General features: G+C 72.0%; 23 protein-coding genes. 6 read left to right on the top strand and 17 right to left on the bottom strand.

What is annotated here, in order from left to right; all coding sequences use genetic code 11:
- Window positions 1-27: 27 nt before the first annotated feature.
- Both CGQ25_RS06920 and CGQ25_RS06915 read left to right on the top strand, forming a co-directional pair.
- Window positions 28-1,245: a thiolase family protein gene (locus CGQ25_RS06920; protein WP_208712412.1), complete on the top strand. Its 1,218-nt coding sequence runs from the start codon at window positions 28-30 to the stop codon at window positions 1,243-1,245.
- Window positions 1,246-3,405: a 3-hydroxyacyl-CoA dehydrogenase NAD-binding domain-containing protein gene (locus tag CGQ25_RS06915; protein ID WP_208712411.1), complete on the top strand. Its 2,160-nt coding sequence runs from the start codon at window positions 1,246-1,248 to the stop codon at window positions 3,403-3,405.
- Window positions 3,406-3,441: 36 nt separating this feature from the next.
- On the opposite strand, the gene CGQ25_RS06910 is transcribed toward CGQ25_RS06915, so the two are convergent.
- The 12 genes from CGQ25_RS06910 to CGQ25_RS06855 all read right to left on the bottom strand — a co-directional run bounded on the left by CGQ25_RS06910 (window position 3,442) and on the right by CGQ25_RS06855 (window position 19,133).
- Complete coding sequence (locus tag CGQ25_RS06910) at window positions 3,442-4,053, bottom strand: hypothetical protein (RefSeq protein WP_208712410.1); 612 nt, start codon at window positions 4,051-4,053, stop codon at window positions 3,442-3,444.
- A gap of 98 nt (window positions 4,054-4,151) precedes the next feature.
- Window positions 4,152-5,714: an ATP-binding cassette domain-containing protein gene (locus CGQ25_RS06905; RefSeq protein ID WP_208712409.1), complete on the bottom strand. Its 1,563-nt coding sequence runs from the start codon at window positions 5,712-5,714 to the stop codon at window positions 4,152-4,154.
- A complete protein-coding gene (locus CGQ25_RS06900) occupies window positions 5,711-6,478 on the bottom strand; it encodes an energy-coupling factor transporter transmembrane component T (RefSeq protein ID WP_208712408.1) in 768 nt (255 codons plus the stop codon). Before CGQ25_RS06900 ends, CGQ25_RS06905 begins: the two co-directional genes overlap by 4 nt.
- 16 nt (window positions 6,479-6,494) lie before the next feature.
- Window positions 6,495-7,316 (bottom strand): ECF transporter S component, encoded by an 822-nt coding sequence (locus CGQ25_RS06895; protein ID WP_208712407.1) that lies wholly within the window; start codon window positions 7,314-7,316, stop codon window positions 6,495-6,497.
- 103 nt (window positions 7,317-7,419) lie between these two features.
- Window positions 7,420-8,430 (bottom strand): nucleoside hydrolase, encoded by a 1,011-nt coding sequence (locus CGQ25_RS06890; RefSeq protein ID WP_208712954.1) that lies wholly within the window; start codon window positions 8,428-8,430, stop codon window positions 7,420-7,422.
- A gap of 78 nt (window positions 8,431-8,508) precedes the next feature.
- A complete protein-coding gene (locus CGQ25_RS06885; RefSeq protein WP_208712406.1) occupies window positions 8,509-9,486 on the bottom strand; it encodes an aldo/keto reductase in 978 nt (325 codons plus the stop codon).
- Between the two features lie 39 nt (window positions 9,487-9,525).
- Entirely contained in the window at window positions 9,526-10,083 is a 558-nt protein-coding gene (locus tag CGQ25_RS06880; RefSeq protein WP_208712405.1) for a hypothetical protein, read from the bottom strand.
- Window positions 10,080-10,691: a DUF402 domain-containing protein gene (locus CGQ25_RS06875; RefSeq protein ID WP_255405637.1), complete on the bottom strand. Its 612-nt coding sequence runs from the start codon at window positions 10,689-10,691 to the stop codon at window positions 10,080-10,082. Before CGQ25_RS06875 ends, CGQ25_RS06880 begins: the two co-directional genes overlap by 4 nt.
- Complete coding sequence (dxs, locus tag CGQ25_RS06870) at window positions 10,688-12,670, bottom strand: 1-deoxy-D-xylulose-5-phosphate synthase (RefSeq protein ID WP_208712404.1); 1,983 nt, start codon at window positions 12,668-12,670, stop codon at window positions 10,688-10,690. Before dxs ends, CGQ25_RS06875 begins: the two co-directional genes overlap by 4 nt.
- A gap of 139 nt (window positions 12,671-12,809) precedes the next feature.
- Entirely contained in the window at window positions 12,810-15,647 is a 2,838-nt protein-coding gene (locus CGQ25_RS06865; RefSeq protein WP_255405636.1) for an aconitate hydratase, read from the bottom strand.
- 136 nt (window positions 15,648-15,783) lie between these two features.
- Window positions 15,784-17,163: a class I SAM-dependent RNA methyltransferase gene (locus CGQ25_RS06860; protein ID WP_369802304.1), complete on the bottom strand. Its 1,380-nt coding sequence runs from the start codon at window positions 17,161-17,163 to the stop codon at window positions 15,784-15,786.
- Window positions 17,160-19,133 (bottom strand): APC family permease, encoded by a 1,974-nt coding sequence (locus tag CGQ25_RS06855; RefSeq protein WP_208712401.1) that lies wholly within the window; start codon window positions 19,131-19,133, stop codon window positions 17,160-17,162. Before CGQ25_RS06855 ends, CGQ25_RS06860 begins: the two co-directional genes overlap by 4 nt.
- 56 nt (window positions 19,134-19,189) lie before the next feature.
- Between CGQ25_RS06855 and CGQ25_RS06850 the strand changes: the two genes are divergently transcribed.
- Complete coding sequence (locus CGQ25_RS06850; protein WP_208712400.1) at window positions 19,190-19,861, top strand: TrkA family potassium uptake protein; 672 nt, start codon at window positions 19,190-19,192, stop codon at window positions 19,859-19,861.
- Complete coding sequence (locus tag CGQ25_RS06845) at window positions 19,862-20,587, top strand: TrkA family potassium uptake protein (RefSeq protein WP_208712399.1); 726 nt, start codon at window positions 19,862-19,864, stop codon at window positions 20,585-20,587. It abuts the gene before it with no gap.
- 6 nt (window positions 20,588-20,593) lie between these two features.
- On the opposite strand, the gene CGQ25_RS06840 is transcribed toward CGQ25_RS06845, so the two are convergent.
- The 4 genes from CGQ25_RS06840 to dut all read right to left on the bottom strand — a co-directional run bounded on the left by CGQ25_RS06840 (window position 20,594) and on the right by dut (window position 22,905).
- Window positions 20,594-21,310 (bottom strand): DUF3159 domain-containing protein, encoded by a 717-nt coding sequence (locus tag CGQ25_RS06840; RefSeq protein ID WP_369802322.1) that lies wholly within the window; start codon window positions 21,308-21,310, stop codon window positions 20,594-20,596.
- Window positions 21,307-21,624 carry an OB-fold nucleic acid binding domain-containing protein gene (locus CGQ25_RS06835; RefSeq protein WP_255405631.1) on the bottom strand — a complete coding sequence of 106 codons (318 nt, stop codon included), beginning with the start codon at window positions 21,622-21,624 and terminating at the stop codon, window positions 21,307-21,309. Before CGQ25_RS06835 ends, CGQ25_RS06840 begins: the two co-directional genes overlap by 4 nt.
- The gene (locus CGQ25_RS06830) at window positions 21,617-22,339 is read right to left on the bottom strand and encodes a DUF3710 domain-containing protein (protein WP_255405630.1); all 723 of its coding nucleotides are present in this window, start codon (window positions 22,337-22,339) and stop codon (window positions 21,617-21,619) included. Before CGQ25_RS06830 ends, CGQ25_RS06835 begins: the two co-directional genes overlap by 8 nt.
- 74 nt (window positions 22,340-22,413) lie before the next feature.
- Entirely contained in the window at window positions 22,414-22,905 is a 492-nt protein-coding gene (dut, locus tag CGQ25_RS06825) for a dUTP diphosphatase (RefSeq protein WP_208712950.1), read from the bottom strand.
- A 70-nt stretch (window positions 22,906-22,975) separates the two neighbouring features.
- Between dut and CGQ25_RS06820 the strand changes: the two genes are divergently transcribed.
- Window positions 22,976-23,458 (top strand): DUF3093 domain-containing protein, encoded by a 483-nt coding sequence (locus CGQ25_RS06820; RefSeq protein ID WP_208712397.1) that lies wholly within the window; start codon window positions 22,976-22,978, stop codon window positions 23,456-23,458.
- Window positions 23,459-23,589: 131 nt separating this feature from the next.
- On the opposite strand, the gene CGQ25_RS06815 is transcribed toward CGQ25_RS06820, so the two are convergent.
- Window positions 23,590-23,889, bottom strand: a complete 300-nt coding sequence (locus CGQ25_RS06815) for a DUF4193 domain-containing protein (protein WP_208712396.1) — start codon at window positions 23,887-23,889, stop codon at window positions 23,590-23,592.
- A gap of 308 nt (window positions 23,890-24,197) precedes the next feature.
- On the opposite strand from CGQ25_RS06815, the gene sepH reads away from it, so the two are divergent.
- Window positions 24,198-25,649 (top strand): septation protein SepH, encoded by a 1,452-nt coding sequence (sepH, locus tag CGQ25_RS06810; protein ID WP_255405629.1) that lies wholly within the window; start codon window positions 24,198-24,200, stop codon window positions 25,647-25,649.
- The last annotated feature ends 10 nt before the right edge of the window (window positions 25,650-25,659 follow it).

The raw sequence follows: 25,659 nt of genomic DNA, 5'->3' as shown, positions 1-25,659 counted from the left end.
ATGTTACTGGTCAGTAACATTAGCGGCATGAGTACTGCACGTCACATCAGGGACGTCGTCTTCGTCGACGGCGTCCGCACCCCCTTCGGCAGAGCCGGCGAGAAGGGGATCTACCATGGCACCCGCGCCGACGACCTCGTCGTCAAGACCATCCGCGAGCTGCTGCGCCGCAACCCGTCGCTGCCGGCCGAGCGCGTGGACGAGGTCTCCATCGCTGCCACCACACAGACCGGAGACCAGGGGCTCACGATCGGGCGAACTGCCGCACTCCTCGCGGGCCTTCCCCGCAGCGTCCCCGGCTTCGCCGTCGACCGCATGTGCGCCGGTGCCATGACGGCCGTGACGACGACGGCGAGCGGCATCGGGGTGGGCGCGTACGACGTCGTGATCGCCGGCGGCGTCGAGCACATGGGCAGCCACCCGATGGGTGCGGGAGCCGACCCGAACCCGCGCTTCATGTCCGAGAGGCTCGTGGACCCCGCAGCGCTGAACATGGGCAACACGGCCGAGAACCTCCACGACCGCTTTCCGGCCATCACCAGGGAGCGCGCCGACGCCTACGCCGTCGCCTCCCAGGCCAAGCTCGCCGCAGCATACGGGGACGGGAAGATCCAGCCCGATCTGGTCCCCGTCGCCACGCACCGGCCCGGCGAGGGGTTCGGCCTCGCGACCGCGGACGAGCCGCCGCGGCCGGGTACCACACTCGAGGACCTCGCCGGCCTCCGGACCCCGTTCCGCCCCCATGGCAGGGTCACCGCGGGCAACGCGGCAGGCCTCAACGACGGTGCGACGGCGTGCCTGCTCACGTCGGCGGAGACCGCCGGAGAACTCGGACTCGAGCCGAAGATGCGCCTCGTCGCCTTCGCGTTCGCGGGCGTCGAGCCGGAGGTCATGGGCATCGGCCCCGTCCCGGCCACCGAGAAGGCCCTTGCCAAGGCCGGCCTGGGAATCCAGGACATCGGCCTGTTCGAGATCAACGAGGCCTTCGCCGTCCAGGTCCTGAGCTTCCTGGACCACTTCGGGATCGCCGACGACGACCCCCGCGTCAACCGCTACGGCGGAGCGATCGCCGTCGGGCACCCGCTCGCCTCCTCTGGCGTGCGCCTCATGACCCAGCTCGCGCGCCAGTTCGCCGAGGACCCGAGCGTCCGCTACGGCATGACCACGATGTGCATCGGCCTCGGCATGGGCGGCACCGTCATCTGGGAGAACCCCCACCACCCCGACTACCGGAAGGGCGAGTGAATGAGCGCCACCACCCCCACCTCACGGTTCGACGCCTTTGCGGGGCTCGCCGCCCACGTGCCCGACGAAGTGGTCACCCACTCGCTCGTGAAGGACGTCGAGGTGCCCACGGACGGCGGCACCGTCCGGGTCGCGCTGATCACGCTCGACAACGGCCTCGACCACACCAGGCCCACGACCCTCGGCCCCAACACGCTCATCGAGCTCGGCCGGACGCTGGAAGGGCTGCGGGCGCGGGCGGCGGCGGGAGAGATCCACGCCGTGGCGGTCACTGGCAAGCCGTACTTCCTCGTCGCCGGCGCCGACCTGACGACGGTCAAGACCCTGCGCGATCCCGCGGCGGGAGAGCAGATGGCGCGCCTCGGCCATGCCGCCTATGACCTCCTCGCGGGCGGAGTCGGCGTGCCGACCTTCGCCTTCATCAACGGAGTCGCCCTCGGCGGCGGCCTCGAGATCGCGCTCGCGTGCACGTACCGCACAGTCTCCGCGGGCGCCCAGGGCATCGGGCTGCCGGAGGCGTTCATCGGCCTCATCCCGGGCTGGGGCGGAGTGTGGCGCCTCCCCCGGCTCACAGGGCCCGAAGCCGGCCTCAGGGTGATGATCGAGAACCCCCTGAACAACAACCGCACCCTCCGCGGCACGGAGGCGTTCGAACTCGGGATCGCCGATGCCCTCTTCGAGCCCGCCGACTTCCTCGAGCGTTCCCTCGTGTGGGCCGCCTCGGTGCTCTCCGGCGGCACCACCGTGGAGCGGCCGCATGCCGTCGAACCCCGGGAGGACGCTGCCGCAGCGCAGCGGTGGGCCGAGGCTGCGAAGGCCGCGCGCGCCGTCGTCAGCGCGAAGACGTCGGATGCCGCCCCCGCCCCGGGGAAGGTGCTCGACGTGTTCGAGGCGGGGGCACACGCCACGCAGGAGGAATCCGCCGAGCTCGAAGTCGCCGCGCTCACCGGGCTCATGCAGTCCCCACAGTTCCGCGACACCGTGTACGCCTTCCTCGACCTCGTCCAGAAGCGCGCCAAGCGGCCCGCCGGGGCGCCGGATGCGAAGCTGGCCCGGCCCGTGACCAAGGTCGGGATCGTCGGCGCGGGACTCATGGCCGGCCAGCTCGCCCTCGTGTTCGCGCGGCAGCTGAAGGTCCCCGTCGTCATGACGGACGTCGACCAGGCCCGGGTGGAGAAGGGCGTGGGGCACGTCCACGCCGAGGTGGACAGGCTGCTCGGCAAGGGCCGGATCTCCGCCGACGCCGCCAACCGCACCAAGGCGCTCGTCACCGGCTCGGTGTCGAAGGCCGAGTTCGCCGACGCGGACTTCGTCATCGAGGCCGTGTTCGAGGAACTCGCGGTCAAGGAGCAGGTGCTCGCCGAAGTGGAGGCGGTGGTCAAGCCGGAATGCATCCTCGCCACCAACACGTCCTCGCTCTCCGTCACGGCCATGGCGCAGGATCTGGCCCACCCCGAGCGCGTAGTCGGATTCCACTTCTTCAACCCGGTCGCCGTCATGCCGCTCATCGAGGTTGTGCGCGCCCCGCAGACCGACGCCGCGGTCCTGGCCACCGCGTTCGCCCTGGCCAAGGGCCTGAAGAAGACCGCCGTGCTCGTCAAGGACGCCCCGGCGTTCGTCGTGAACCGGGTGCTGCTGCGCCTCATGGGCGAAGTCACGGCGGCATTCGACGAGGGCACGGCCGCCGAGGTCGCGGACGGCGCACTGGCCCCGATGGGCCTGCCCATGACTCCGTTCACGCTCGCCGAGATGGTCGGGCTGCCCGTCGCGCAGCACGTCGCGGAGTCCCTGCACGCTGCCTTCGGCGGCCGCTTCCACGTCTCGGCAAGCCAGCAGGCGCTCATCGACGCAGGCATCAAGGGCCTCTGGGCTCCGGCGGCCGACGGCGGACGCGAGGTCCCGGAGTCGACGCTCGCCCTCCTGCGCTTCGGCAGCACACCGTCCACGGCCAAGCAGATCCTCACCCGGTGCCAGGACGCGCTCGCCGAGGAGATCGGCCTCATGCTCGCCGAGGGCGTGGTGGCCGGCCCCGAGGACGTAGACCTGTGCATGATCCTGGGGGCCGGGTGGCCCATGCACCTGGGCGGAATCACGCCCTACCTGGACCGGGTCGGCGCGTCCGAGCGCATCAACGGGAAGCGGTTCCACCCGGAGATCTGAGACGCGGCTCGCCCGGGTTGTCCGGGCGGAGGCGGGTCAGCCCCCGAAGCCCTCGCGGAGGAACGCGCCCAGTCGCGGCGCGATCCCCGCGAGGGCTTCTCTGTCCCCCGGGCAGGCGAAGGCCAGAGTGCCGGCGGAGGCGGTCCGCACGACCCCGCCGTCGTGCGCCCAGTAGGTGGCCACCCGCATCCCGCCAGCGGTGACATCGAGCCGCTCGGCGCGGATGCTGCGTCCATCCGGCAGGTCCACGGGCTCAGCGCCGCCGCGGCGCAGCTGCGCCGGAGCGGGTGCTGCGTCGGGGCAGGCCTCGTCGACCCGCAGGTATGTCGCCATGCCGCGCGAGGAGGCCGCGAACTGGGCGACGAGGAGGTACTCGCCGCTTGCCGGCAGCGTGTCCACGCCCAAGCCGGACTCGTCACGGCGCAGGCCCTCGCCGAGCCCACCCGGCTCCTGCCGGTAGCGGTAGGCCCGCCAGGTCTCCCCGTCGTCCGTGAGGCGCACGAGCGATTCCGAGGCGAAAGGGGTCCCGGTGGCATCCTGGAACGCGACGCGCGTGGTGAGGAGGCCGCCGTCGAACGCGCGGAACACCGCGCCGCGCCGGACACCTGCCACCCAGAAGCTGTCCCAACGCTCCCACGCCGCGTGCACGCATCCTCCTCTGGCACTCCCGCCCCGCTGGGGGCGCCGGGCGCAGACGCCCCTAGCCGAGAACACTACCGGAACGGCAGCCCCCCGACGCCGGCGAGTCACTCCGCGACGAAGCGCCCTTCCGCGATGGCCAGCACGCGATCGGCCCGGGCGCGCGCCCACGCGGCGGCGTGGGTCGAGAGCACGACGGCACCGCCCGACTCTGCCGCGCTGGCGACGAGGCGCTCGAGGCAGGCGAGCCCGTGGCGGTCAAGGCCGACCGTGGGCTCGTCGAGGAGCAGGACACGGGGCCCGCGGGCGATGACCGCGGCAAGGGCGGTCAGCCGCTGTCCGGAGGCGGTGAGATCGTACGGGTGCTCCCCCGCCCGGGAGCCGAGGCCGACGGCGTCGAGCGCCCCGAGCGCCCGACGCCGGACCTCGGCGCGGGACCTCCTCGCGCGGCCCCGCGGCCCCTGGCGGAGGCCGAACTCGACCTCGCGCAGGACGCTCCGGGCGAAGAGCTGGTCGCGCGGATCCTGGAAGAGGGTGCCCACCGTGTCCGCGACCCGCCCCGCGGGGACACGCGCGATGTCCCGGCCGGCGACGCGCACGGTCCCCCGAGTGGGCCGCGCAATGCCGGCGAAGTGCTTCAGGGCCGTGGACTTCCCCGCGCCGTTGGGCCCGGCGAGTGCGACCACCTCGCCCCGGCGCACCTCGAGGTCGGCCTGGTCCAGAACCCAAGACGGGGTGCCCGGGTAGGCGAACGAGACCCCTGCGAGCTCCGCGAGCGCTGGGGCAGCCGGTGCCGTTGCGGAGAGGGCCCCCACAGCCGCGCTGCCGCCCGCTGACCGCTGGGAGGGGTCGTCCGGCGCGGCGTCCGCGGGGTCCTGCGGCAGGACTCCCGAGAGCCGGAACGCCTCCGTGGCCAGGACCTGCTCCGGGGTCCCCTCTGCCGCGGGAGCCCCGGCGGCCAGGAGCACCCAGTGGTCCGCGCGGCGGGCGAGCCTGTCGGCGCACATCCCGACGACGACGACGGCCGTCCCCGCGGTGCGCAGCGTGTCGATGAGCTGCCCGAGGTCCGCGCGGCCGGCAGCGTCGAGCGACGCCGACGGGTCATCCAGCACCACAACGGTCGGCCGCCCGACGAGCGCGCAGCCGAGTGCGAGGCGGCGCTGCTCCCCGCCGGACAGGTGAGCCGGGTGCCTCCCGAGAAGGGCCGAGAGCCCTACGGCGCGCGCGGCCTCGGCGACGCGGCGGCGCATCTGCTCGCGGGGCATCCCGCGCTGTTCGAGGGCGAAGGCGAGTTCCTCGCCGACCGTCTGCGCCGCACCGGTCAGAAGGTCCGTCGCACGCTGCGGGACGTAGGCGACATGCTGCCCCCAGGCCCCGAGCCTCAGCCTGGGATCGTCTGGGCCGCCCCGGAACTCGAGCGTGGTGCGTTGCCCCGAGCCAGCCGGCCTGAGGGCAAGCGTCCCGTCGAACACACCGTGCCCGCCGGACACCGCCCAGCCGGAGAGCAGCTTCGCGAGCGTGGACGTCCCGCTGCCCGACCCGCCCAGCACGGCGCTGAGCGAGCCGGGCGGCAGCTCGAGGCGGACGCCGCGCAGGACCGGGGCCGCGCCGTCGTACGAGAAGGAGCGGATGTCGGCAGCCAGCACCGGCTGCGCGGTTCGCGGCGTCATCCCCCCGCCGTTCCCGCGACAGCCACGACGACTGTCCCCACCGCCACAGCCCCGGCCGTCAGGAGGAGTGCCCAGCGCAGGGCGCGCTGCGCTGCCGAGTCCGGCTCGTCGACATACGAGGTGCGCGGCCCAGGCAGGGTCTGGCCCCGCGCATCGAGCGCCATCGCCCGCTCCCCGGCCTCGTCGAGGAGGCCGAGCACGAGCGGCACGATCTGGAGCCGCGCCGCGAGCAGCCGTGACCCCGGACCCGCCCCGACGACGAGTCCGCGGGCCTCCTGCGCCTCGCGGATGCGACGGAGGCGGTCCCCCACGACGCCCGCGAGGCCGAGCGACGCGGCGAGGACGTACCCCAGCTGCGGTGGGACTCTCCGGCGGACGAGGGCGGCGCGGAGCACCGCCACATCGACCCACAGCGAGAAGGCGAGCATCACCACCACGGCCGCGGCGGTCCGCAGCACGAAGGACCCGGCGTAGGCCAGCCCCTCGGCGGTGACCCTCAGCGGTCCGGCCGCGAGCAGCACGGTGCGCCCCTCGGGGAAGAAGAACCCGTGGATGACGAGCGCCCACAGGGCGAAAGGCGCGACGACCACGCCGGCAGCGACCGCCACCCGTCCCAGCGTCCCGGCCCTTGCCGAGGCTGTCGCGGCCAGCACCATCGTCCCGGTCCACACCGCCCAGTGCGCCAGGGCGAAGCAGAACACGAGCGCTGCCGCCGCGAGCGCGAGCCCGGTGAGGGGATTGACGCGGGCGGTGGCGTCGTGCACAGGGAGACGGGGATCGTCAGACAGCAGGCGCCGCCTCGGAGTCCTGCCTCGGGGCAGCCAGGACGCGGTGGCGCCGCACGAAGCCGAAACGCCCGCTGGTGCGCCGGGGAAGGGCGTAGGCCAGCAGCGCCGCCACCGTGAACGTGATCGGCTTGTCCCACAGGTCCGAGAAGATCGATCCCTTCAGGACCGCATCCACGAGGCTGTCGCCGGTGGCCCTGAAGAAGGCGATGACGGCCCCGGTCGCGCCCGTCGAGGTCCCGCCGAACACGGCGACCGCGACCGAGGCCCCGATCACGGCCGCGACGGCTCCCGTGACGAGGCCGGCGACCGGAACCCACCAGAAGCGGCGGACTGCGCCCAGCCGCGCCGCGAGCCCTGCGAGGGCGCCGATGGCCGCCGCCCCGGCGGCGAACGGGATGAGTGTCGGGTTGAAGAACGACCACACGATCGTGCTCAGGAGACCGGTCGCGGCACCGGCGGCGGGTCCTGCGAGGAATCCGACGAGCACCGTGCCGATCGAGTCGAGGTAGATCGGGACGAGGCTCGATCCGACGAACTGCCCCAGCACGATGTTCAGCACAAGCGCGACGGGGAGGAGCACGAGGGTCGAGGTCGGCAGCGTCGGGAGGATGCCGGCGAACAGGAGCGCCGTCGCGATCCCGTAGCCAGTGAGCGCCACGAGGGCGGCGGACGAGGAGGGCACGTCCGCGGGCTCCGCCGGGGACGTCGCGACAAGGTAGACGAACGTGGCGACGATGGCCGCGGCGCCGAGGACGATGAGCACAGTCCTCAGGGGCGTGCGGCGCGGTGCGTCTTCGGTCAGGGGGTGCGACATGGCCGGGCGAGGTCCTTTGCGAATGCGTCGTGGTATGTGGATGGGGCGACGCCGCCTATGTCACCTCGGCGGTTGTCCCGGCGCTGCCGGGGCACAGTGCAGTCTAGTCCAGTCGCCGCGCCAGGGCGCCGAGGGAGGCCACGAGCTCGGCGAAGGCCTCGTCGGGGTGGTTCTCCGACACGATGCGCGCGTTGGGGGGCTCGCCCCACAGGCCGCGGTAGTCGGCAACGGTGGTGCCCGCGAGGCGGTGCGAGCCGGTCTCGACGTGGACTGTCGCGGCGCGCGTGGCGTAGCGGGCGGTTCCGGCCGCGACGCTCGCCGCGAAGTAGTCGTGCACATGGGCGACGTAGCCCTGGTCGTAGTGGCGGTGGAATTCGAAGTAGAAGCGCAGCATGTCGCTCACGTGCCGCACGAGGGGGCTGGATGCCCGGCTGCGCGTGCCCTCCGGCTGGTCGGGCAGGACCTCCTCCGGCTCTGCGCATCCCGCCGCCTCCGCGAGGGCAGCGAGGTGCTCGGGGTGCATCTCGATCCGCTCGGTGGTCTCGAGGGCGCACACGACAGGGAGCCGGTCCGCGGGATGGCCTGCGTACGCGGCGAACACCTCGGCGGCGGCGTGCGGGTCCACGTGGGTGTTCCATTCCGCGGTCGGGGTCGTGTTGCCCTGGTAGTTGTACGCCCCGCCCATGATCACCACTCCGGCCAGCAGCTCGGGCAGCCGCGGCTCGGCCCGCAGCGCGAGCGCGAAGTTGGTCAACGGCGCGGTGATGAGGGCCGTGAGCTCGCCGGGGCGTGCGCGGGCCGCCTCCACCCAGAGCTCGACGGCGTCGCGCGCCTCGGGTGCCCGCCGTGCGGGGGGAAGCGCCGCGTACCCGATTCCCTGGGGACCGTGGGTCTCGGGGGTCGTGACGAGCGGGATGGACAGCGGCCCCCGGGCCCCGATGGCAACGGGGACGTCGTCGCGGCCGCAGAGTTCGAGGAGCGCCAGGTTGTTCGCGGCGACCTGGTCGGCGTCGACGTTGCCGGGCGTGCTCGTCACCGCGACGAGCTCGACGTGCGGCTGGCTGCACAGGTAGAGGAGCGCGAGCGCATCGTCGATCCCCGTGTCGCAGTCCATGAGGACGGACACGGGACGGCGGATGGGCTCGTGCGGGACGGGGCGGGACTGGTCGTGCACGTCGGTTCGGTGCGCGGCTCAGAACAGCGCGATGCGAGGCGTCTTGGGGAAGATGTCGTCCAGCTCGTCGAGGTCCTCGGCGCTGGGCTCCCACGAGGCCGCCTCGGCGTTCTCGCGGATCTGCTCGGGCCGCGTGGCGCCGGCGATCACCGAGGCGACCGAGGGCTGCGCCGCGAGCCAGGAGAAGGCGACCTGCAGCTCGGTGAGGCCGCGCTCCTCGGCGAAGGCGGAGAAGCGGTCGAGCTGGTCCCAGTCCGCGTCGTGGACGAGGTTGGTGCGCGTGTGGGACAGGCGGGACCCTTCCGGGGCACTCCCGCGGGAGTACTTGCCGGTGAGGAGCCCGTTGGCGAGCGGGAAGTACGGCAGGACGCCGAGCCCGTAGGCCTCCGCCGCCTCCGTGACCTCGAGCTCTGCGCGCCGGTCGAGGAGGTTGTAGTGGTTCTGGCTCGAGACGAACGGCGTGTACCCGCCCATGCGCGCGACGAACTCCGCCTCTGCGATCTGCCAGCCGGAGCGGTTCGAGTGGCCGATGTAGCGGACCTTGCCATCGTGGACGAGGTCGTCGAGGGCCGAGAGCGTCTCCTCGATCGGGGTTCCGGGGTCCGGGGTGTGGAACTGGTAGAGGTCGATCCATTCCGTCCCGAGCCGCCGCAGGGACGCCTCGACGGCCTTGCGGACGTAGCGCCGCGAACCGCGTGCGCCGAAGTCCCTGCCGTTGGCTCCGTGCATGTCCATGCCGAACTTGGTGGCGACCACGACGTCGTCCCGTCGGCCGGCGAGGGCCCTGCCGAGCATCTCCTCGCTCAGCCCGGGCGTGGCTCCGTAGACGTCGGCGACGTCGAACAGCGTGATCCCGGCGTCGATGGCGGCATGCACGACCGCGTCGGTGCCCTCCTGCGTCGCGGTCGGCGTGTTCGCGCGGCCGAGGTTGTTGCACCCGAGTCCGACGGTCGAGACGGTCAGGCCGGAGTGGCCGAGACGGCGGTAGTCAGTCATGCCGCCAGCCTACCCGCGCGATCCGCGGCAGCGCCGGTCCTACAGCGAGAAGCCGCGGACCCCGGCGGGTGCGTGCTTGAGCCTGAAGGCCTCCGGGTCAGTGGCCGGCGCGACGGCGATCGAGAGCTTCGTGAAGTCGCTCGTGGCCTCGCGCAGGCAGGTCTTGACCGCCGTGACGGCCTTGCCGGAGTCGACGCAGGTCGCGAAGACGTTGAGCTTCCCAGCGCCGATCGAGCTGCCCTCGACCGTCCCGAGTCCGCGCCAGGCCAGGTGGGCCGACAGCGCCTGGACCGCCTGCCGCTCGAGGTGCCTGTCCCGCTCAGTGCCCTCGGCGGTCTTGAGTGCGAACTGGGCGACGACCCGCCACAGCTGGTCCTCGGGCACCGGGCCGTAGCCGTCCTCGGCGCACTGTGCCTCGAAGGCGGCCAGAAGCGCCTCGCCGGCGTCAGCGCCGACGTCGTCCGTCTCCTGGGTCTTCGACTGGTGGCCCACCGTGCCGTGGTTGACCACGAACTGGGCTGCCTCGTCGTCGTACCAGGCCTCGCGGAACTCGAGCGTCCCGTCCTCGGTGCGCCTGTACAGCCTCGTGTAGCTCATGCGTTCTCCTTCCGGCCGCGCGCCATCCAGGCGTCGGCGGTTCCGTCGAAGGGGCCGGTGCCGTCCAGCACCGCCCGGTGGATGCGCGCGCACTCCGCGCGGACGGCGGCCACGAGCTCCTGGGGGTAGGCGAGCTCGCGGCGGTGCTCTTCGAACTCGTCCTCGTCGTCGACGAACACCCCGTGGTGGGCGGACCGGATCACGTCCAGGTCCATGTCGACCATGTGGAACTCGACCACCCCCGGGTGGCCAGGGCCCGCGGGCTCGCCGATGCGGTGCCACGCGAGGTCCCAGGCGAGGTCCACGTAGACGCGGAAGTCGCCCGGGTTGGTGTCGTCGTAGAAGGTGGCCGCGTAGCCCCCGGCCCGGGGCACGAGCAGGACCGCGTCCGAGCGCGTGTGCAGCGCGGCGCCCGGGCGGGAGATGAACTCTCCCCGGCCCTGGTAGATCCACCAGCCGTGCTCGTCCTCGCCGAGGCTGAAGCCGGGGACCACCCAGTGCCCACTGCCGTCCCACTTGCGGTTGCGCGCGACGACGAGCTCGCCCGGTCGGGGCGTGTCCACGCCGGCCGGCGGGGCGGGCGTCCAAGGCCCAGACGGGATCGTCACAGCGTGGGCAGGCTGCCGGTGGAGGGGGCGGGCTGCCCGGGCAGCGGGCGCGCGAAGGGGACCTTGGTGCCGAGGACCTGCGCGACGATGTCGTGCGTGATCTGCCGGGGTGTCAGGCCCACACGCTCGAGGACCTGCGCGCGGGTGCCGTGGTCGAGGAACTCCGCGGGCAGGCCCACCTCGTTCAGCGCCGTGTCCACTCCCGCGGCGCGCATCTCCTGCCGGATGCGCGAGCCCACTCCGCCCGTGCGCACGCCGTCCTCGAGGCACACGACGATGCGGTGGCGGGCTGCGAGCCGGATGAGGCTGCGCGGAACGGGGAGCACCCACCGCGGGTCGACGACGGTCGAGCTGATCCCCTGGTGCTCGAGGCGCCGCGCCACATCGAGCGCGATCTCGCTCATGGCGCCCACGGAGACGAGCAGGACGTCGGGGCCAGCCCCTCCCCCGGCGTCGTGGCCGGCCCGGGCGAGGATGTCCACGCCGTCGTCGAGCCGCTCGATCGCCTCGGTCTCCGCGCCCACGGTGCCCTTCGAGAAGCGGACCACGGTCGGGGCGTTGTCGATGGCGACGGCCTCGCGGAGCTCCTCGCGCAGGCGGGAAGCGTCCCGCGGCGCTGCGAGGTGCAGGCCCGGGATGCTCTGCACGAGCGCCATGTCCCACTGCCCATGGTGGCTTGCCCCGTCGGGGCCGGTGACGCCGGCCCTGTCCAGGACAAGGGTCACGCCGGCCTTGTGGAGCGCGACGTCCATGAGGAGCTGGTCGTACGCGCGGTTGAGGAAGGTCGCGTAGAGGGCGACGACGGGGTGGAGGCCGCCGAACGCAATGCCGGCCGCGGACGCGACCGCGTGCTGCTCGGCGATGCCCACGTCGAACACGCGGTCGGGGTGCCGCGCGGCGAACTTGTGCAGGCCCACGGGAATGAGCATCGCCCCCGTGATCCCGACGACGTCCTCGCGCTCGTCCGCGATCGCGGCGATCTCGTCGGCGAAGACGCTCGTCCACGATGTGCCCCCGCCCGTCTCGGCAGGCGCCCCGGTCTCGGGATCGATCACGCCGACCGCGTGGAACTGGTCGGCCTCGTGGTTGCGCGCCGGAGCGTAGCCGTGGCCCTTCTCCGTGATGGCGTGGACGATCACGGGTCCGGCGAAGTTCTTCGCGGTGGCGAGCGCCTCCTCGAGGGCGCGCAGGTCGTGGCCGTCCACCGGGCCGACGTACTTCAGGCCCAGGTCCTCGAACATCCCCTGGGGCGCCCACCAGTCCTTGAGGCCCTTCTTGGTCGCGTGCAGGCCCTTGTAGACGAACTGGCCGAGCGGCCCGCCGTTCTTGAGGCGGCGCTTGGCGAGCTCCAGCATGCCCTCGTACGCCGCGGTGGTGCGGACCTTGTCGATCGCGGGCCTCATCGAGGCCAGGTAGTCGGCGACGCCGCCGACGGTAGGCGCGTAGGAGCGGCCGTTGTCGTTGACCACGATCACCACCCGCCGGTCCTTGTCCGCCGCGATGTTGTTCAGCGCCTCCCACGACATGCCGCCGGTGAGGGCCCCGTCGCCGATGACGACCACGGTGTAGCGGTCGCCCTCGCCGGTGAGCTTGCGGGCACGGGAGATGCCGTCGGCCCAGGACAGGGAGGAGGATGCGTGCGAGGACTCGACGATGTCGTGCACGCTCTCGGCCCGCGAGGGGTAGCCGGAGAGGCCCCCCTGCTGGCGGAGGGTGGAGAAGTCCTTGCGGCCGGTCACGAGCTTGTGCACGTAGGACTGGTGCCCGGTGTCGAAGACGATGCTGTCGCGCGGCGAGTCGAACACCCGGTGGAGCGCGAGCGTGAGCTCGACGACGCCGAGGTTCGGTCCGAGGTGGCCGCCCGTCTGGGACACCGTGCGGATCAGGAACTGCCGGATCTCCTCGGCCGCGTCCTCGAGCTCGGCCGCGCTGAGGCGGTTGAGGTCCTTCGGACCCTCGATGGACTCCAAGATGCCCAAGGGCGACTCCTTGCTCGAAATGTGCACGAACAACTGTAGCGCTTCCTCGGCTCGGCCTGCGGGACAGGGAAGGGCCCCCACCGGGAGACGGTGGGGGCCCTTCGTGGTCAGGTCCGACGCCCAGGGGGCGTCAGTCCGCTCAGTTCGCCGAGATCTGGCGAAGCACGTACTGCAGGATGCCGCCGTTGCGGTAGTAGTCCGCCTCGCCGGGCGTGTCGATGCGCACGACGGCGTCGAAGGACTTCTCGGAGCCGTCCTCTGCCGTCGCGGTCACCTTCACGGTGGCCGGGGTCGTGCCGTCGTTGAGCGCCGTGATGCCCTCTACGGAGAACACCTCGTTGCCCGTGAGGCCGAGCGTCGCAGCGGATTCGCCCGCCGGGAACTGCAGCGGGAGGACGCCCATGCCGATGAGGTTGGAGCGGTGGATGCGCTCGTAGCTCTCGGCGATGACGGCCTTGACGCCGAGGAGCGCGGTGCCCTTCGCCGCCCAGTCGCGCGAGGACCCGGAGCCGTACTCCTTGCCCGCAAGGACCACGAGCGGGGTGCCAGCCTTCTGGTAGTTCATCGCGGCGTCGTAGACGTAGGCCTGCGGGGCGCCGTCCTGCGTGAAGTCCTTCGTGAACCCGCCCTCGACGCCGTCGAGGAGCTGGTTCTTGATGCGGATGTTCGCGAAGGTTCCGCGGATCATGACCTCGTGGTTGCCGCGGCGGGAGCCGTAGGAGTTGAAGTCCTTGCGCTCCACGCCGTTGGCCAGGAGGTACTGGCCCGCGGGGGTGTCCGACTTGAACGAACCGGCCGGGGAGATGTGGTCGGTCGTGACCGAGTCGCCCAGCTTGAGGAGGACGCGCGCACCGGAGATGTCCGAGACGGGGTCCGGCTGCGCCTTCATGCCCTCGAAGTACGGGGGCTTGCGGACGTAGGTGGACTTCTCGTCCCACTCGAAGGTGTCGCCGGTCGGCGTCGGGAGCGACTGCCAGCGCTCGTCGCCGTCGAAGATCGTCGCGTAGGAGTTGGTGAACATGTCCTGGTCGATGGACGCGTCCATGACCTCCTGCACCTCGCGCGGGTTCGGCCAGATGTCCTTGAGGAAGACATCGTTGCCGTCCTGGTCCTGGCCCAGGGCGTCCGTGTCGAAGTCGAAGTCCATCGTGCCCGCGAGGGCGTACGCGATGACGAGCGGCGGCGACGCGAGGTAGTTCATCTTCACGTCCGGGTTGATGCGGCCCTCGAAGTTGCGGTTGCCCGAGAGGACCGCCGTGACCGAGAGGTCGTTGGCCTGGACGGCCTCGGAGATCTCGGACTCGAGCGGGCCCGAGTTGCCGATGCAGGTCGTGCAGCCGTAGCCGACGGTGAAGAAGCCGAGCTTCTCGAGGTACGGGACGAGGCCGGACTTCTCGTAGTAGTCCGTGACGACCTTGGAGCCGGGGGCGACCGAGGTCTTGACCCACGGCTTCGAGGTCAGGCCCTTCTCGACGGCGTTGCGCGCGAGCACGGCGGCGGCGAGCATGACCGACGGGTTCGACGTGTTGGTGCACGAGGTGATCGAGGCGATCGAGACCGCGCCGTGGTCGAGCTCGAACTCGCGGCCGTCGCCCATCGTGACGTGGGTGGGCTGCGAGGGGCGGCCGAAGGCGTTCGACGCCGCGGACTCAAGCGGGTTGGCCAGGCGGGCCGTCTCGTGGACGTGGCTGTCGGCCTCGGTCGTGGTCGGGGCATCGGAGGCCGGGAAGGACTCGTCGATCGTCTCGTCGACGCTGCCGGCCTCGGGACGGCCGTTGCCGACCTGGACGTAGTTGTGCAGGTCCTTGCGGAACTGCTCCTTCGCGTCGCTGAGCTCGATGCGGTCCTGGGGACGCTTCGGGCCGGAGATCGACGGGACCACGGTCCCGAGGTCGAGCTCGAGGTACTCCGAGAAGCGGAGCTCGCGCGACGGGTCGTGCCACAGGCCCTGCTCCTTGGCGTACGCCTCGACGAGGGCGACGTTCTCCTCGGAGCGGCCGGTGAGGCGCAGGTAGTCGAGCGTGACGCCGTCGATCGGGAACATCGCCGCGGTCGAGCCGAACTCGGGGCTCATGTTGCCGATGGTGGCGCGGTTGGCAAGCGGCACCGCCGCGACGCCCTCGCCGTAGAACTCGACGAACTTGCCGACGACGCCGTGCTTGCGCAGCATCTCGGTGATCGTGAGCACGACGTCGGTCGCGGTGGCGCCCGCCGGGATCTCGCCCGAGAGCTTGAAGCCGACCACGCGCGGGATGAGCATCGAGACGGGCTGGCCGAGCATGGCCGCCTCGGCCTCGATGCCGCCGACGCCCCAGCCGAGCACGCCGAGGCCGTTGACCATGGTCGTGTGCGAGTCGGTCCCGACGAGGGTGTCGGGGTAGGCGCGCAGGGCGCCGTTGACTTCACGGGTCATCACGGTGCGGGCCAGGTATTCGATGTTGACCTGGTGCACGATGCCCATGCCCGGGGGGACGACCTTGAAGTCCTCGAACGCGGTCTGGCCCCAGCGCAGGAACTGGTAGCGCTCACCGTTGCGCTGGTACTCGATCTCCATGTTGCGCTCGATCGCGCCGGCGTTGCCGAACACGTCGATCTGGACCGAGTGGTCGATCACGAGCTCCGCGGGGGCCAGCGGGTTCACGCGCGTGGGATCGCCGCCGAGCTCCTTGACGGCCTCTCGCATCGTCGCGAGGTCAACGACGCAGGGCACGCCAGTGAAGTCCTGCATGATGACGCGGGCCGGAGTGAACTGGATCTCGGTGTTGGGCTGGGCGTTGGGGTCCCAGCCGGCAAGCGCGCGGATGTGGTCCGCGGTGATGTTCGCGCCGTCCTCAGTGCGGAGAAGGTTCTCCAGCAGGACCTTGAGGCTGAAGGGGAGGCTTTGGGCGCCTTCCACGGAGTTCAGCCGGAAAATTTCGTACTCGGTTCCGCCGACGTTCAGGACGCCTTTGGCTCCGAAGCTGTCCACAGTGCTCAATGCAGGACTCCTCTCGCAACACTGCCATCTTTGTCCCGGCCCCAGCGAGGTTCTAGTTAGGCATGCCTTACCCCCGGGCGGCGCATGCGAGCCTGGGCCGCGATGGCTCTCGCGGCCCATCCTAGTTCGCTGGCCCTCAGTTCGCCCCGCCCGGAGGCAGCAGGAGTGCGACCGATTCGACGTGATGCGTCATGGGGTAGAGGTCGAACGCCCTCAGGCTCCCCAGTGTCCAGCCGGCGTCCCGGAACCAGCCCAGGTCGCGGGCGAACGAGGCCGGGTCGCACGCGACATAGGCGATCGCCTTCGGCTCGGCCGCGACCAGCTGCCGCACCGCCTCGCGGCCCGCTCCGGCCCTGGGCGGATCGAGGACGACGGCGTCGAACGCGCCCGGTCCCCCGTGGGTGCGCAGCACCCGCTCCACCCGGCCCTGGACGACGGCGACCTCGGGCTGCCGCTTGAAAGTCCGGCGCGCGTCGCGGCTCGTCCCCGGCGACCCTTCGACCGAGAGGACATAGCCGCCGTGGCCCACCGCGGCGGCCAGGGGCGCAGTGAAGAGGCCGGCCCCGGCGTAGAGGTCGGCGACCTGCCCGCCGGGCGCCAGCACGCCGTCGAGCGCGTCGAGGACGGCGGTGACGAGCGTCTCGGGGGCCCGTCGGTGGATCTGCCAGAAGCCCTCTCCAGTGACGGTGTAGTGGTGGCCGAGGACGTGCTCGGTGACGGATCCACGGCCCCGCACGGTGAGCGGCGAGCGCGCGGCCCCGGGTCCGAGGGCGGCGGAGCCGACCGCGCTGGCCGACACCGCAGGGTCGAGCCCGTCCAGGATCTCCGTGAGCCGCGCGGGCGCCACCCCCTCGGCCAGGGTGAACACGACCAGCGGCGCCGACCCCGACGCCGGCGCCGCGACCTCGACGCGTTCGACGCCGCGCAGGTCCAGCTCCCACAGGCGCAAGGCATTGATCTCATCCGTCGCGAGCGGCATCCCGGTGACCGGGATGAGCTCCTCAGACCGGTGCGCGTGCATGGCGAGCCGCCCCTCGGGCGTGACGGCGAAGCTGCAGCGCGTGCGCCAGGCCAGCCCGCCGCCGTCGTCCGCCGCACCCGGTCGGAGGGGCACCGGCTCGACCACGATGTCCCGCTCGAGGTGGGCGAGCCGCTCGAGCTGCTCGCGGATGACGGCGGCCTTCAGACGCCGCTGCTCGTCGAGGGCGATGTGGCCGAACTCGGCCCCGCCCACGGGAAGCCGGCCCTGGGTGTGGGCGCGCAGCGAGTCGGCAAGGTCCCAGACGTGCTCCCTCCGGTGGGGCGACGCCTCGAGGACCTCGACGACGTCCCCCCGCCAGAACTTGGCGCCCTCCTCGGCGTCGGTGAGGGCCACGCGCGCGAGCTCGCCGGGGATACCGTGGCGCACGAACACCACCCTCCCCTCGTGCCGCGCGACGACGTGCCCTCCATGGGCAACGGGTCCCAGCCGCAGCTCGATGACACGCTCCTGCCGTGCTGTCTCGGTCACACTCACAGCTCCTGCAGCCTCCTGGCTTCCTCGCTCGACTTCAGCTGCCATGGAACGGACGCCACCATGACCCCGGGCTCGAAGTGCAGCCGCGCCTTGATCCGCAGCGCCGTCTGGTTGTGCACGAGCTGCTCCCACCACTTCCCCACCACGTACTCCGGGATGTACACGACGATGAGGTCCCGCGGCGACTCGCGGTGGATGTTGCGGATGTAGTCCATGAGCGGGGTGATCGTCTCGCGGTAGGGGCTCGCGAGGACCGTCAGTGGGACGGGGATCCCGAGCTTCTCCCAGTCGGCCACGGTCTGGGCCGTCTCCTCGGCGCTGATGTCCACGGTGACGGCGTCCAGGCGCGAGGGCCGCGACGCGCGGGCGTAGGCGAGGGCACGGAGCACTGGCTTGCGGATGTGCGAGACGAGGAGGACGGCGTGGACGCGGCTGGGGAGCGCACGGGCCGACACGTCGTCGCCGACAGCGAGCTCCCTCGCGACGTTCGCGTAGTGGGCGTGGATGCTCCACATGATGAGGAACAGCACGAACATCGCCAGGAGCGCGATCCAGGCACCGTGCTCGAACTTCGTGATGAGGACGATCACGAGCACCGTGGCCGTCATCGCGAAGCCGATCGTGTTGATCACGCGCGACCGCTGCATCCGCACGCGGACCCCGCGGTCCTTCACCCGCTTGAGCTCGCGCGTCCAGTGCCGGATCATGCCGAGCTGGCTCGCAGTGAAGGAGACGAACACTCCGACGATGTAGAGCTGGATGAGCCGCGTCACATCGGCGTCGAACGCGACGATGAGGATGATCGCGCCGGCCGCGAGCGCCAGCACGCCGTTGCTGAAGGCGAGGCGGTCGCCGCGGGTGCGCAGCTGCCGCGGGAGGTACCCGTCCTGGGCCAGGATCGAGCCGAGCACCGGGAAGCCGTTGAAGGCCGTGTTGGAGGCGAAGACGAGGATCACGCCCGTCGCCGCCACGACGATGTAGAACGCGATGCTGCCGGCCCCGAAGACCGAGTCGGCGATCTGGCCGATCACGGGAGTCTGGATGTAGTCGGCGGCGAGCGGCCTGCCGTTCTGGAGCAGCTCTGTGGCGGGATCCTGCACGACGTGGACGCGGGTCGCGTTGGCCAGGAAGATGATGCCGGCCAGCATGGACGCGGCGACGGCACCGAGCATGAGGAGGGTCGTCGCGGCGTTCCTGCTCTTGGGTGGGCGGAAGTTCGGCACGCCGTTGCTGATCGCCTCGACGCCGGTGAGCGCCGCGGCGCCCGAGGAGAACGCGCGCAGGAGCAGGAACCCCCCGGCCAGGCCCACGAGCCCCTGGTCGAACTCGGGCACCGGCACGATCGTGAAGTCGGCGCTCTGGGAAGGCCGCAGGGTGCCCGTGAGCCACTGGATGATCCCCACGGCCGTCATGCCCAGGATCGAGATCATGAAGAGGTAGGTCGGGACGGCGAACACCGTGCCGGCTTCCCTGATGCCGCGCAGGTTCACGAGCGCGAGGATCAGGACGCCCACGACGGCGATGATCGCCTGGGTGCCGTGCAGGGACGGGATCGCGGTGGTCAGGTAGGTCGCGGCGGAGGACATCGACACCGCGACGGTGAGCACGTAGTCCACGAGGAGGGCGCTCGCAACGGTCAGGCCCGCGAACCGGCCCAGGTTCTCGGTGGCGATCTCGTAGTCGCCGCCCCCGGACGGGTAGGCGTGGACGTTCTGCCGGTAGGACGCGACGACCGTCAGCAGCACGAGCATGACGGCGAGCCCCACCCACGGGGACAGCGCGACGGCGGAGACACCCGCGAGGGCGAGGGTGAGGAAGATCTCGTCCGGCGCATAGGCGACCGAGGAGAGCGCGTCGGAGGCGAAGATGGGCAGCGCGATGCGCTTCGGCAGGAGGGTGTGCGAGAGCCGGTCGTTGCGCAGCGCGCGGCCGACGATCACGCGCTTGACCGAGTTGAGAATCGTCAGCACCCTGACACGTTATGCGCAAAGGGCCGCGGATGTCATGGCGCGGTAGATTTGGCAGCATGGCGCACTACGTGATCATGGGCTGCGGGCGCGTCGGCGTCACGCTCGCCCACACGCTCGAGGACTCCGGGCACTCTGTCGCGATCATCGATCAGGACGACCGGGCCTTCCGCCGGCTGCGCCGGACGTTTGCGGGCCGCAAGGTCACGGGCATCGGCTTCGACCGGGACACGATGAAGCAGGCCGGCATCGAGGAGGCGTACGCCTTCGCCGCCGTCTCGAGCGGGGACAACTCGAACATCCTCGCCACCCGCGTGGCCCGCGAGACGTTCCACGTCCCCCATGTCGTCGCACGCATCTACGACCCGGGCCGGGCCGAGATCTACCAGCGCCTCGGGATCCCCACCGTGGCCGCGGTGCGCTGGAGCGCCGACCAGGTCCTGCGCCGCATCCTCCCGGAGTCGGGGGTCTCCGGAGACTTCCGCGAGCCCTCCGGCCGCCTGGTGCTGACCGAGGTGGACCTCGCGCCCGAATGGCTCGGGCACCCGCTTTCGGCGATCGAGAAGGCGGCCCGCGTCCGGGTCGCCTACCTCACGCGCTTCGGCGAGGGCATGCTGCCCACGCCGACCACCAGCTACCAGGAGGGCGACACCGTCCACGTCATGATGAACATGGCGGACGCCGCAGAGGTGACCCGCGCCCTGTCCATGGCCCCCGTTAAGGAGTCGTAAGTGAAGGTCATCATCGCCGGGGCGGGCAGCGTCGGCAGCTCGATCGCACGGGAGCTCCTCGCGCACCGCCACGAGGTCCTCCTCGTCGACCCGAAGCCCGAGGTGATCGGCCGCAGCGGGCTGAGGGGGGCCAAGTGGCTCATCGGCGACGCCTGCGAGCTGTCGACCCTGAAGGAGGCGCGCGTCGACGAGGCCGACGTCGTGGTCTCGGCGACCGGCGACGACAAGGTCAATCTCGTCGTCTCGCTCCTGGCCAAGACGGAGTTCGGGGTGGGCCGCACAGTGGGCCGCGTGAACAATCCGAAGAACGACTGGATGTTCGACGGCTCGTGGGGCGTGGACGTCGCGGTCAACACGCCGCGGCTCATGACCGCGCTCGTCGAGGAGGCGGTGGAGATCGGCGACGTCGTGCGCCTCCTCACGCTCCAGACCGGCGTCTCGTCCCTCGTCGAGTTCACCGTCCCGGGCGGGTCGGCCATCATCGGAAGCACGGTCGGGCAGATCGACTGGCCGTCGGACTGCACCCTCGTGGCCATCCTGCGCGACCAGGCGCCGATCGCGCCGAGCATCGACGACGTGATCGACCACCGCGACGAGCTCTTCTTCCTCACCACGATCCAGGCAGAGGACGAGCTCCGGGCCCTGCTCGCGCCCGCCGCCGGTGCCCCGGTACCTGCCCGAGAAGCCGAGGAGACGGCCGACGAGGACGACGCCTTCGACGGGTGAGGACGCCTACCGCCCCGGGATCGGCCGCGACACGAGCCAGGCCACCCACACGCCGAGCGCGTACAGGGGGACGCCCATGAGGAGCCGCGTGGTGCCGAGGGCGACGAGACCGGCGTCGCCCATGAAGTAGAGCGGGACCTGGACCACGAGCCGCAGAGCGAGGACGGCCGCCATGATCCACGTGGCGAGGCGGTACTGGCGGGCGCGGACGGGGCTGTCCCGCCATCGGACGCCCTCGTTGCGCAGGAAGCCGAAGACGACCCCCATGAGCGGCCACCTGAGGGCTATCGACAGCACGAGCGCGGCCGCGTAGCCCGCGTTCGTGAAGAACCCAGTGACGTAGAAGTCCTCGGCGCGCCCCGTGAACAGCGCGAGCGCCGCCGAGACGGCGATGCCGACCACGCCCGCGAACGCCTGGGTGGGACGCGTGCGTCCCACGAGCCGCACGACGACGAAGACGGCCGCCACCGCGAGGGCCAGCACGGCCGAGAGCACGAGGTCACGGGCAACCGTGAACGCCACGAGGAACACGAGGCCCGGCAGGATGCTCTCGGCGAGGCCCCGGACGCCCCCCGCGCTGCGGAGCACGTCGATCCGGCCGTCGTCGTGACGATGCAGGCCGGCCTGCGCCGCGTAGGCGGCGGCAAGGTCAGCGGCGCTGGGCGCCTGCGGGCGGGGGTCCGGCGCCTGCGGGCGGTTGTCGTCGGCTGTGCTCACCGTCAGTCCTCCTGGGCCAGGATCTCGTAGCGGGGGTTGTAGACGGTCGGCATGGCGTTCTCGTGGGCGAGCATCCCCGAGAATCGCAGGCGCGTCCCGGCGGCGATGCCGCTGATCCGTCGCCTGCCCAGCCAGACCAGGCGGAGCGCACGGCCGTGGCCCGGGCGATGGCGGTCGTCCTCGAGCATGGCGGTCAGCTGGGGCGTGGCGTCCGCGGGGACGAAGGTGAGCGACCTCACGGTGCCCTCTCCGGCCACGAGCCCCCTGTCCGGCGCGTCGCCGAAGTCCTCGAGCCAGCGCGGCCCGGCGCCGTCAGCCAAGATGCGTGATCTCCGGGCCGCGCTCCGGGGCCTGGGGAGCCGAGGTCCCTGCTGCGCCGCCGTCGTTCGGCGAGGCGTCGGCCGGGATACGCAGCGGCAGGAGCTCGCGGGGCGGGAGCGGGGACTCGCCGCGGTCGACCACGACGTGGCGGAACAGCTCCTCGAGCGGGGCTGCGGCCTCGCGGTTCTCGGCAGCCGGACCGCCGATCACGCCGCGCAGGAACCAGCGGGGGCCGTCGACACCCATGAAGCGGGCGGCGCGGTACGACCGGCTCCCGCCCGACGCGTCCGCGGGCAGCCGCGCGAGCAGCTCGGTGCCGAACGAGCCCTCGGCCTCCTCGACGGTGCCGCCCTGGCTGGCCACCGACTGGGCGATCTGCGCCCTGATCTCCCCCCACAGCCCCTCGGACCGGGGGGCGGCGAAGGCCTGGAGCTGGAGGCTTGAGCCGTTGAGGTCCATGGTCACGGCCACCACCCGCTGGGTCGCCTCCTCGAGTTCGAGGCGCAGCTGGAGCCCGTCGGCCGGACGGACCAGGATCGAGCCGAGGTCGACATAGCCGGAGTCCGTGTCGGCCTCGCTCGCATCGAACGGGCCCTTCTGCGGGCGGCCGTAGCCGCTCTTGTCCGGCTCTGCACGGCGGTCCTTGGGCTGGCCAAGCACCGAGGGGTCCTCGGCCGTCAGCTTGGTGTTCTTGCCACGTCCGAACAGCGCCACTCAATACTCCTTAGTCATGCCGGCCCGTGCGGGGTCAGGGCCGGCCCCCATCGCGTCCCTCGTGGAGGGCGTGCCTAGGTGGCCGCGAACCCGCCGGTCGAGCCGAAGCCCCCTTCGCCGCGCACGGACGCGGACAGGTCGTCGACAGGGACGAACCGCGCGTGCTCGACGCGCTGGATCACCATTTGGGCAATTCTATCGCCGCGCCGCAGCGCAACCGGTGCGGCGAGGTCGGTGTTGAGCAGGGTCACGGCGATCTCGCCCCGGTACCCGGCGTCGACCGTCCCGGGGGCGTTGACGACGGTGAGGCCGTGCTTCGTCGCGAGGCCCGAGCGGGGGTGGATGAGCGCGACGTAGCCGAACGGGAGCGCGATGCTGACCCCCGTCGGGACGAGCGCGCGCTCACCCGGGCCGAGGGTGACGTCCACCCGGGCACGGAGGTCCGCGCCCGCATCCCCGGGGTGGGCGTACGACGGCGGCTCGAGCCCGTCGTCGAGCATCCTCAGCTGGACGTCGAGGGTCGGCTCCCAGACGGGGTCCTGGACGGTCGGCGTGGTTTCGTGCATCTGGCTCACCCGTCCACTCTAGCGGGGCACCGGTTTGGCCGCCGCGGCGCCCGGGTGGAAAGCTGGATCCATGCCTGACGCCACTACCCCCGCCCCGGGCGGCCGCCCGAGCCCTGCCGACACCGTCCTCTACAGGGAGCGGCTGTGGCCGGCGTGGTGGGTCTGGGTCGTGGCCCTTGGCGTGTCCGCTGCGGGAATCCTCGTCTTCGCCCCGATCAGCCTCGCCGCCGGCTTCACGGCGGCCGTGATCCTGCTTGCAGTGCTCGTGGCCGCGCTCATCGCCACGACCCCGGCCATCACCGTGACAGCCGAGGCGTTCACGGCGGGGCGCGCCTCACTCCCGCGGCGGTTCGCCGGGTCAGCGGAGGCGTTCGACGGCGACGCCGCGACCGCCCAGCGCGGGCCGGCGCTCAACGCCCTCGCCTACCTCTGCATCCGCGGGTGGATCTCCCCCGTCGTCAGGGTCGAGCTCACGGACCCGGAGGACCCCACTCCCTATTGGCTCGTCTCGACCCGCCACCCGGACAGGCTCGTGGCCGCCCTCGCGGCCTGACGCGCGCTGCCGGCGGGAGGCGCGGCCTGCAGCGGACGCGGCCTGCATGAGATGCGGTCCGGAGACAGGAGCGGCCCCGGTGCTGAGCACCGGGGCCGCGCTGTCCGGCAGGGAGCGGTCCCTGCGCAGTGTCAGCCTTCGCATTCCTTGCAGTACAGCAGTCCGTTCCGTTCCCTCGCGATCTGGGAGCGGTGGCGGACCAGGAAGCACGAGGCACACGTGAATTCGTCTGCCTGTGCCGGCAGCACGCGCACGAGGAGCTCCTCGCCGGAGAGATCGGCACCAGGGAGCTCGTAGCTGTCCGCGGCCTCCGCCTCGTCCTCGTCCACCGATGCAGACTGCTTGTCGGTGCGGCGGGTCTTCAGCTCCTCGATCGAATCCTCGTTGAGCTCTTCCTCGTTCTTGCGCGGCGCATCGTAGTCGGTCGCCATAGTTCTTCGTTCACGCTCCGGTAGCTAGCAATGTCACGTGGCATTCCACGTAGTTCCGTTCCAACGCACTCGGCCCCCGTTTTGTGCCCAGTGACGGGGAGATTGTTCCCGATGTCGGCCCAAAACGCCACTCCGCCCCGGAACATTCCCGATCGCGGTTCCTCGCGGGCCGACCCCCGCGTGCCGGACAGCGCGCGCCGGAGGCGCCAGAGCGCCGGAAAATCGCGGCACACCGGCTACCTACCCTCGGAATCGCGTGGCAGGATGGCACAGTTCTTCTCAAGGACTGAGCAAGGGTGGAGGCTTCAATGCGGGACCTGGCGCACGGGAATGTGCAGGAGCTGCGGCTCGTCGGCGTCCACGAGGACGGCGCGCACCTCATATTGAGCGGCGCGAACGGGGAGACCTTCCGGCTCTCCCTCGACGAGGCCCTGCGCCGCGCCGTCTCGCGTCCCGCACCCCAGCGTCCCCTGCGCGCGGGCGGCGAGGGCACGGACCTCTCGCCGCGCCAGATCCAGGCGGAGATCCGCGCCGGCGCGACCGCCGAGGAGGTCGCCGAGCGCTCCGGCGTCCCGCTGGCCCGCGTCCAGCGCTACGAGGGGCCCGTGCTGGCGGAGCGGGAGCACATCGTGCGCCGCGCCCAGGCGGTTGAGGTCCCGGGGCACCTGCCCTCCCACGACACCCTGCGCGGCCCAGCCGCCTACGAACCGGCAACGCTCGGGGAAATGGTGGCCTACCGGCTCTCGCTCCACGGGGTGGACGCCGCCCAGGCCGAGTGGGACTCGTGGCGCCGTCCCGACGGCCAGTGGACGGTGGTGGCCCGCTTCGCCCTGCCCGCCGGGGCGCCCGCCTCGATCGGCGAGGAGCCCCCCGCACTGTGGACCTACCATCCCGTCCACCGGACGATCACGAACGCGAACCGCTGGGCACAGCAGCTCAGCGAGCTGGAGCCGCTCGATGGCCCCTCCCCGCGCCGCCGGCTGTCCGCGGTCTCCGACCACCCCTTCGACGTCGAGGCCCCCGAATCGCCGCGGGCCGAGCCGGCTCTGGACCGCGAGGGGGAACTCCTGGACATGCTCCGCGCCCGACGCGGACAGCGGCTCGGCGTGGACGAGGACGCCGATGATGCCCTCGCCCTGCTCCTCACGCACGGCATCCCGGCGGCCCACCCGCGGCCGTCCGAGGTGAGGGACGCCGGCGAGGGTGAGAGCGCCGGGGACAGCGCCGGCCTCGCCCACGCTCAGGCCCCGGAGGACGAGGCAGCGTCCGGTGCCGGCCAGACGCCGCAGCCCGCCACACCCGAGCCGCCGGAGCCCGCCCCGGTCCAGCGGGGCGGCATCACGTCGCTGCTCTCGCGGCTCAACGGCCGCGCGCCGGAGGACGACCAGGGGCACCTCGGCCTCCGGCCCGGGCTGAGCACCGCCACGCGCGAGATCACACTCGTCCCCACCGCGCCGCCCCGGGGCGAGGCCGCCCCGGAGCCTGGCGAGCCCGAGGGCAGTGCGCCCGATGCGGAGGACGGCCCAGGCGGCACCCGCTCGCCCGGGCGCGACGAGCCTGCCCGTCGGACGGACCCCCCGGGCCGCCCCGAATCTCCGAGGCCTTCGGACGCCGGCCGATCGGGCCCCGCCGAGCGTCCCGCGCCAACGGGCAGCGCGGCTGCCCCGCCCCCGGAGCCGCAGCCGCGCAGGTCGTCGCGGCCAAAGCGGTCCTCGGTCCCCAGCTGGGACGAGATCGTCTTCGGGACCAAGGGCGACTGACGCAGACGGC

The sequence above is a fragment of the Sinomonas sp. R1AF57 genome, from assembly GCF_002224485.1.
Classification (GTDB): Bacteria; Actinomycetota; Actinomycetes; order Actinomycetales; family Micrococcaceae; genus Sinomonas; species Sinomonas flava.
This window is presented reverse-complemented; position numbering and strand designations above follow the sequence as displayed.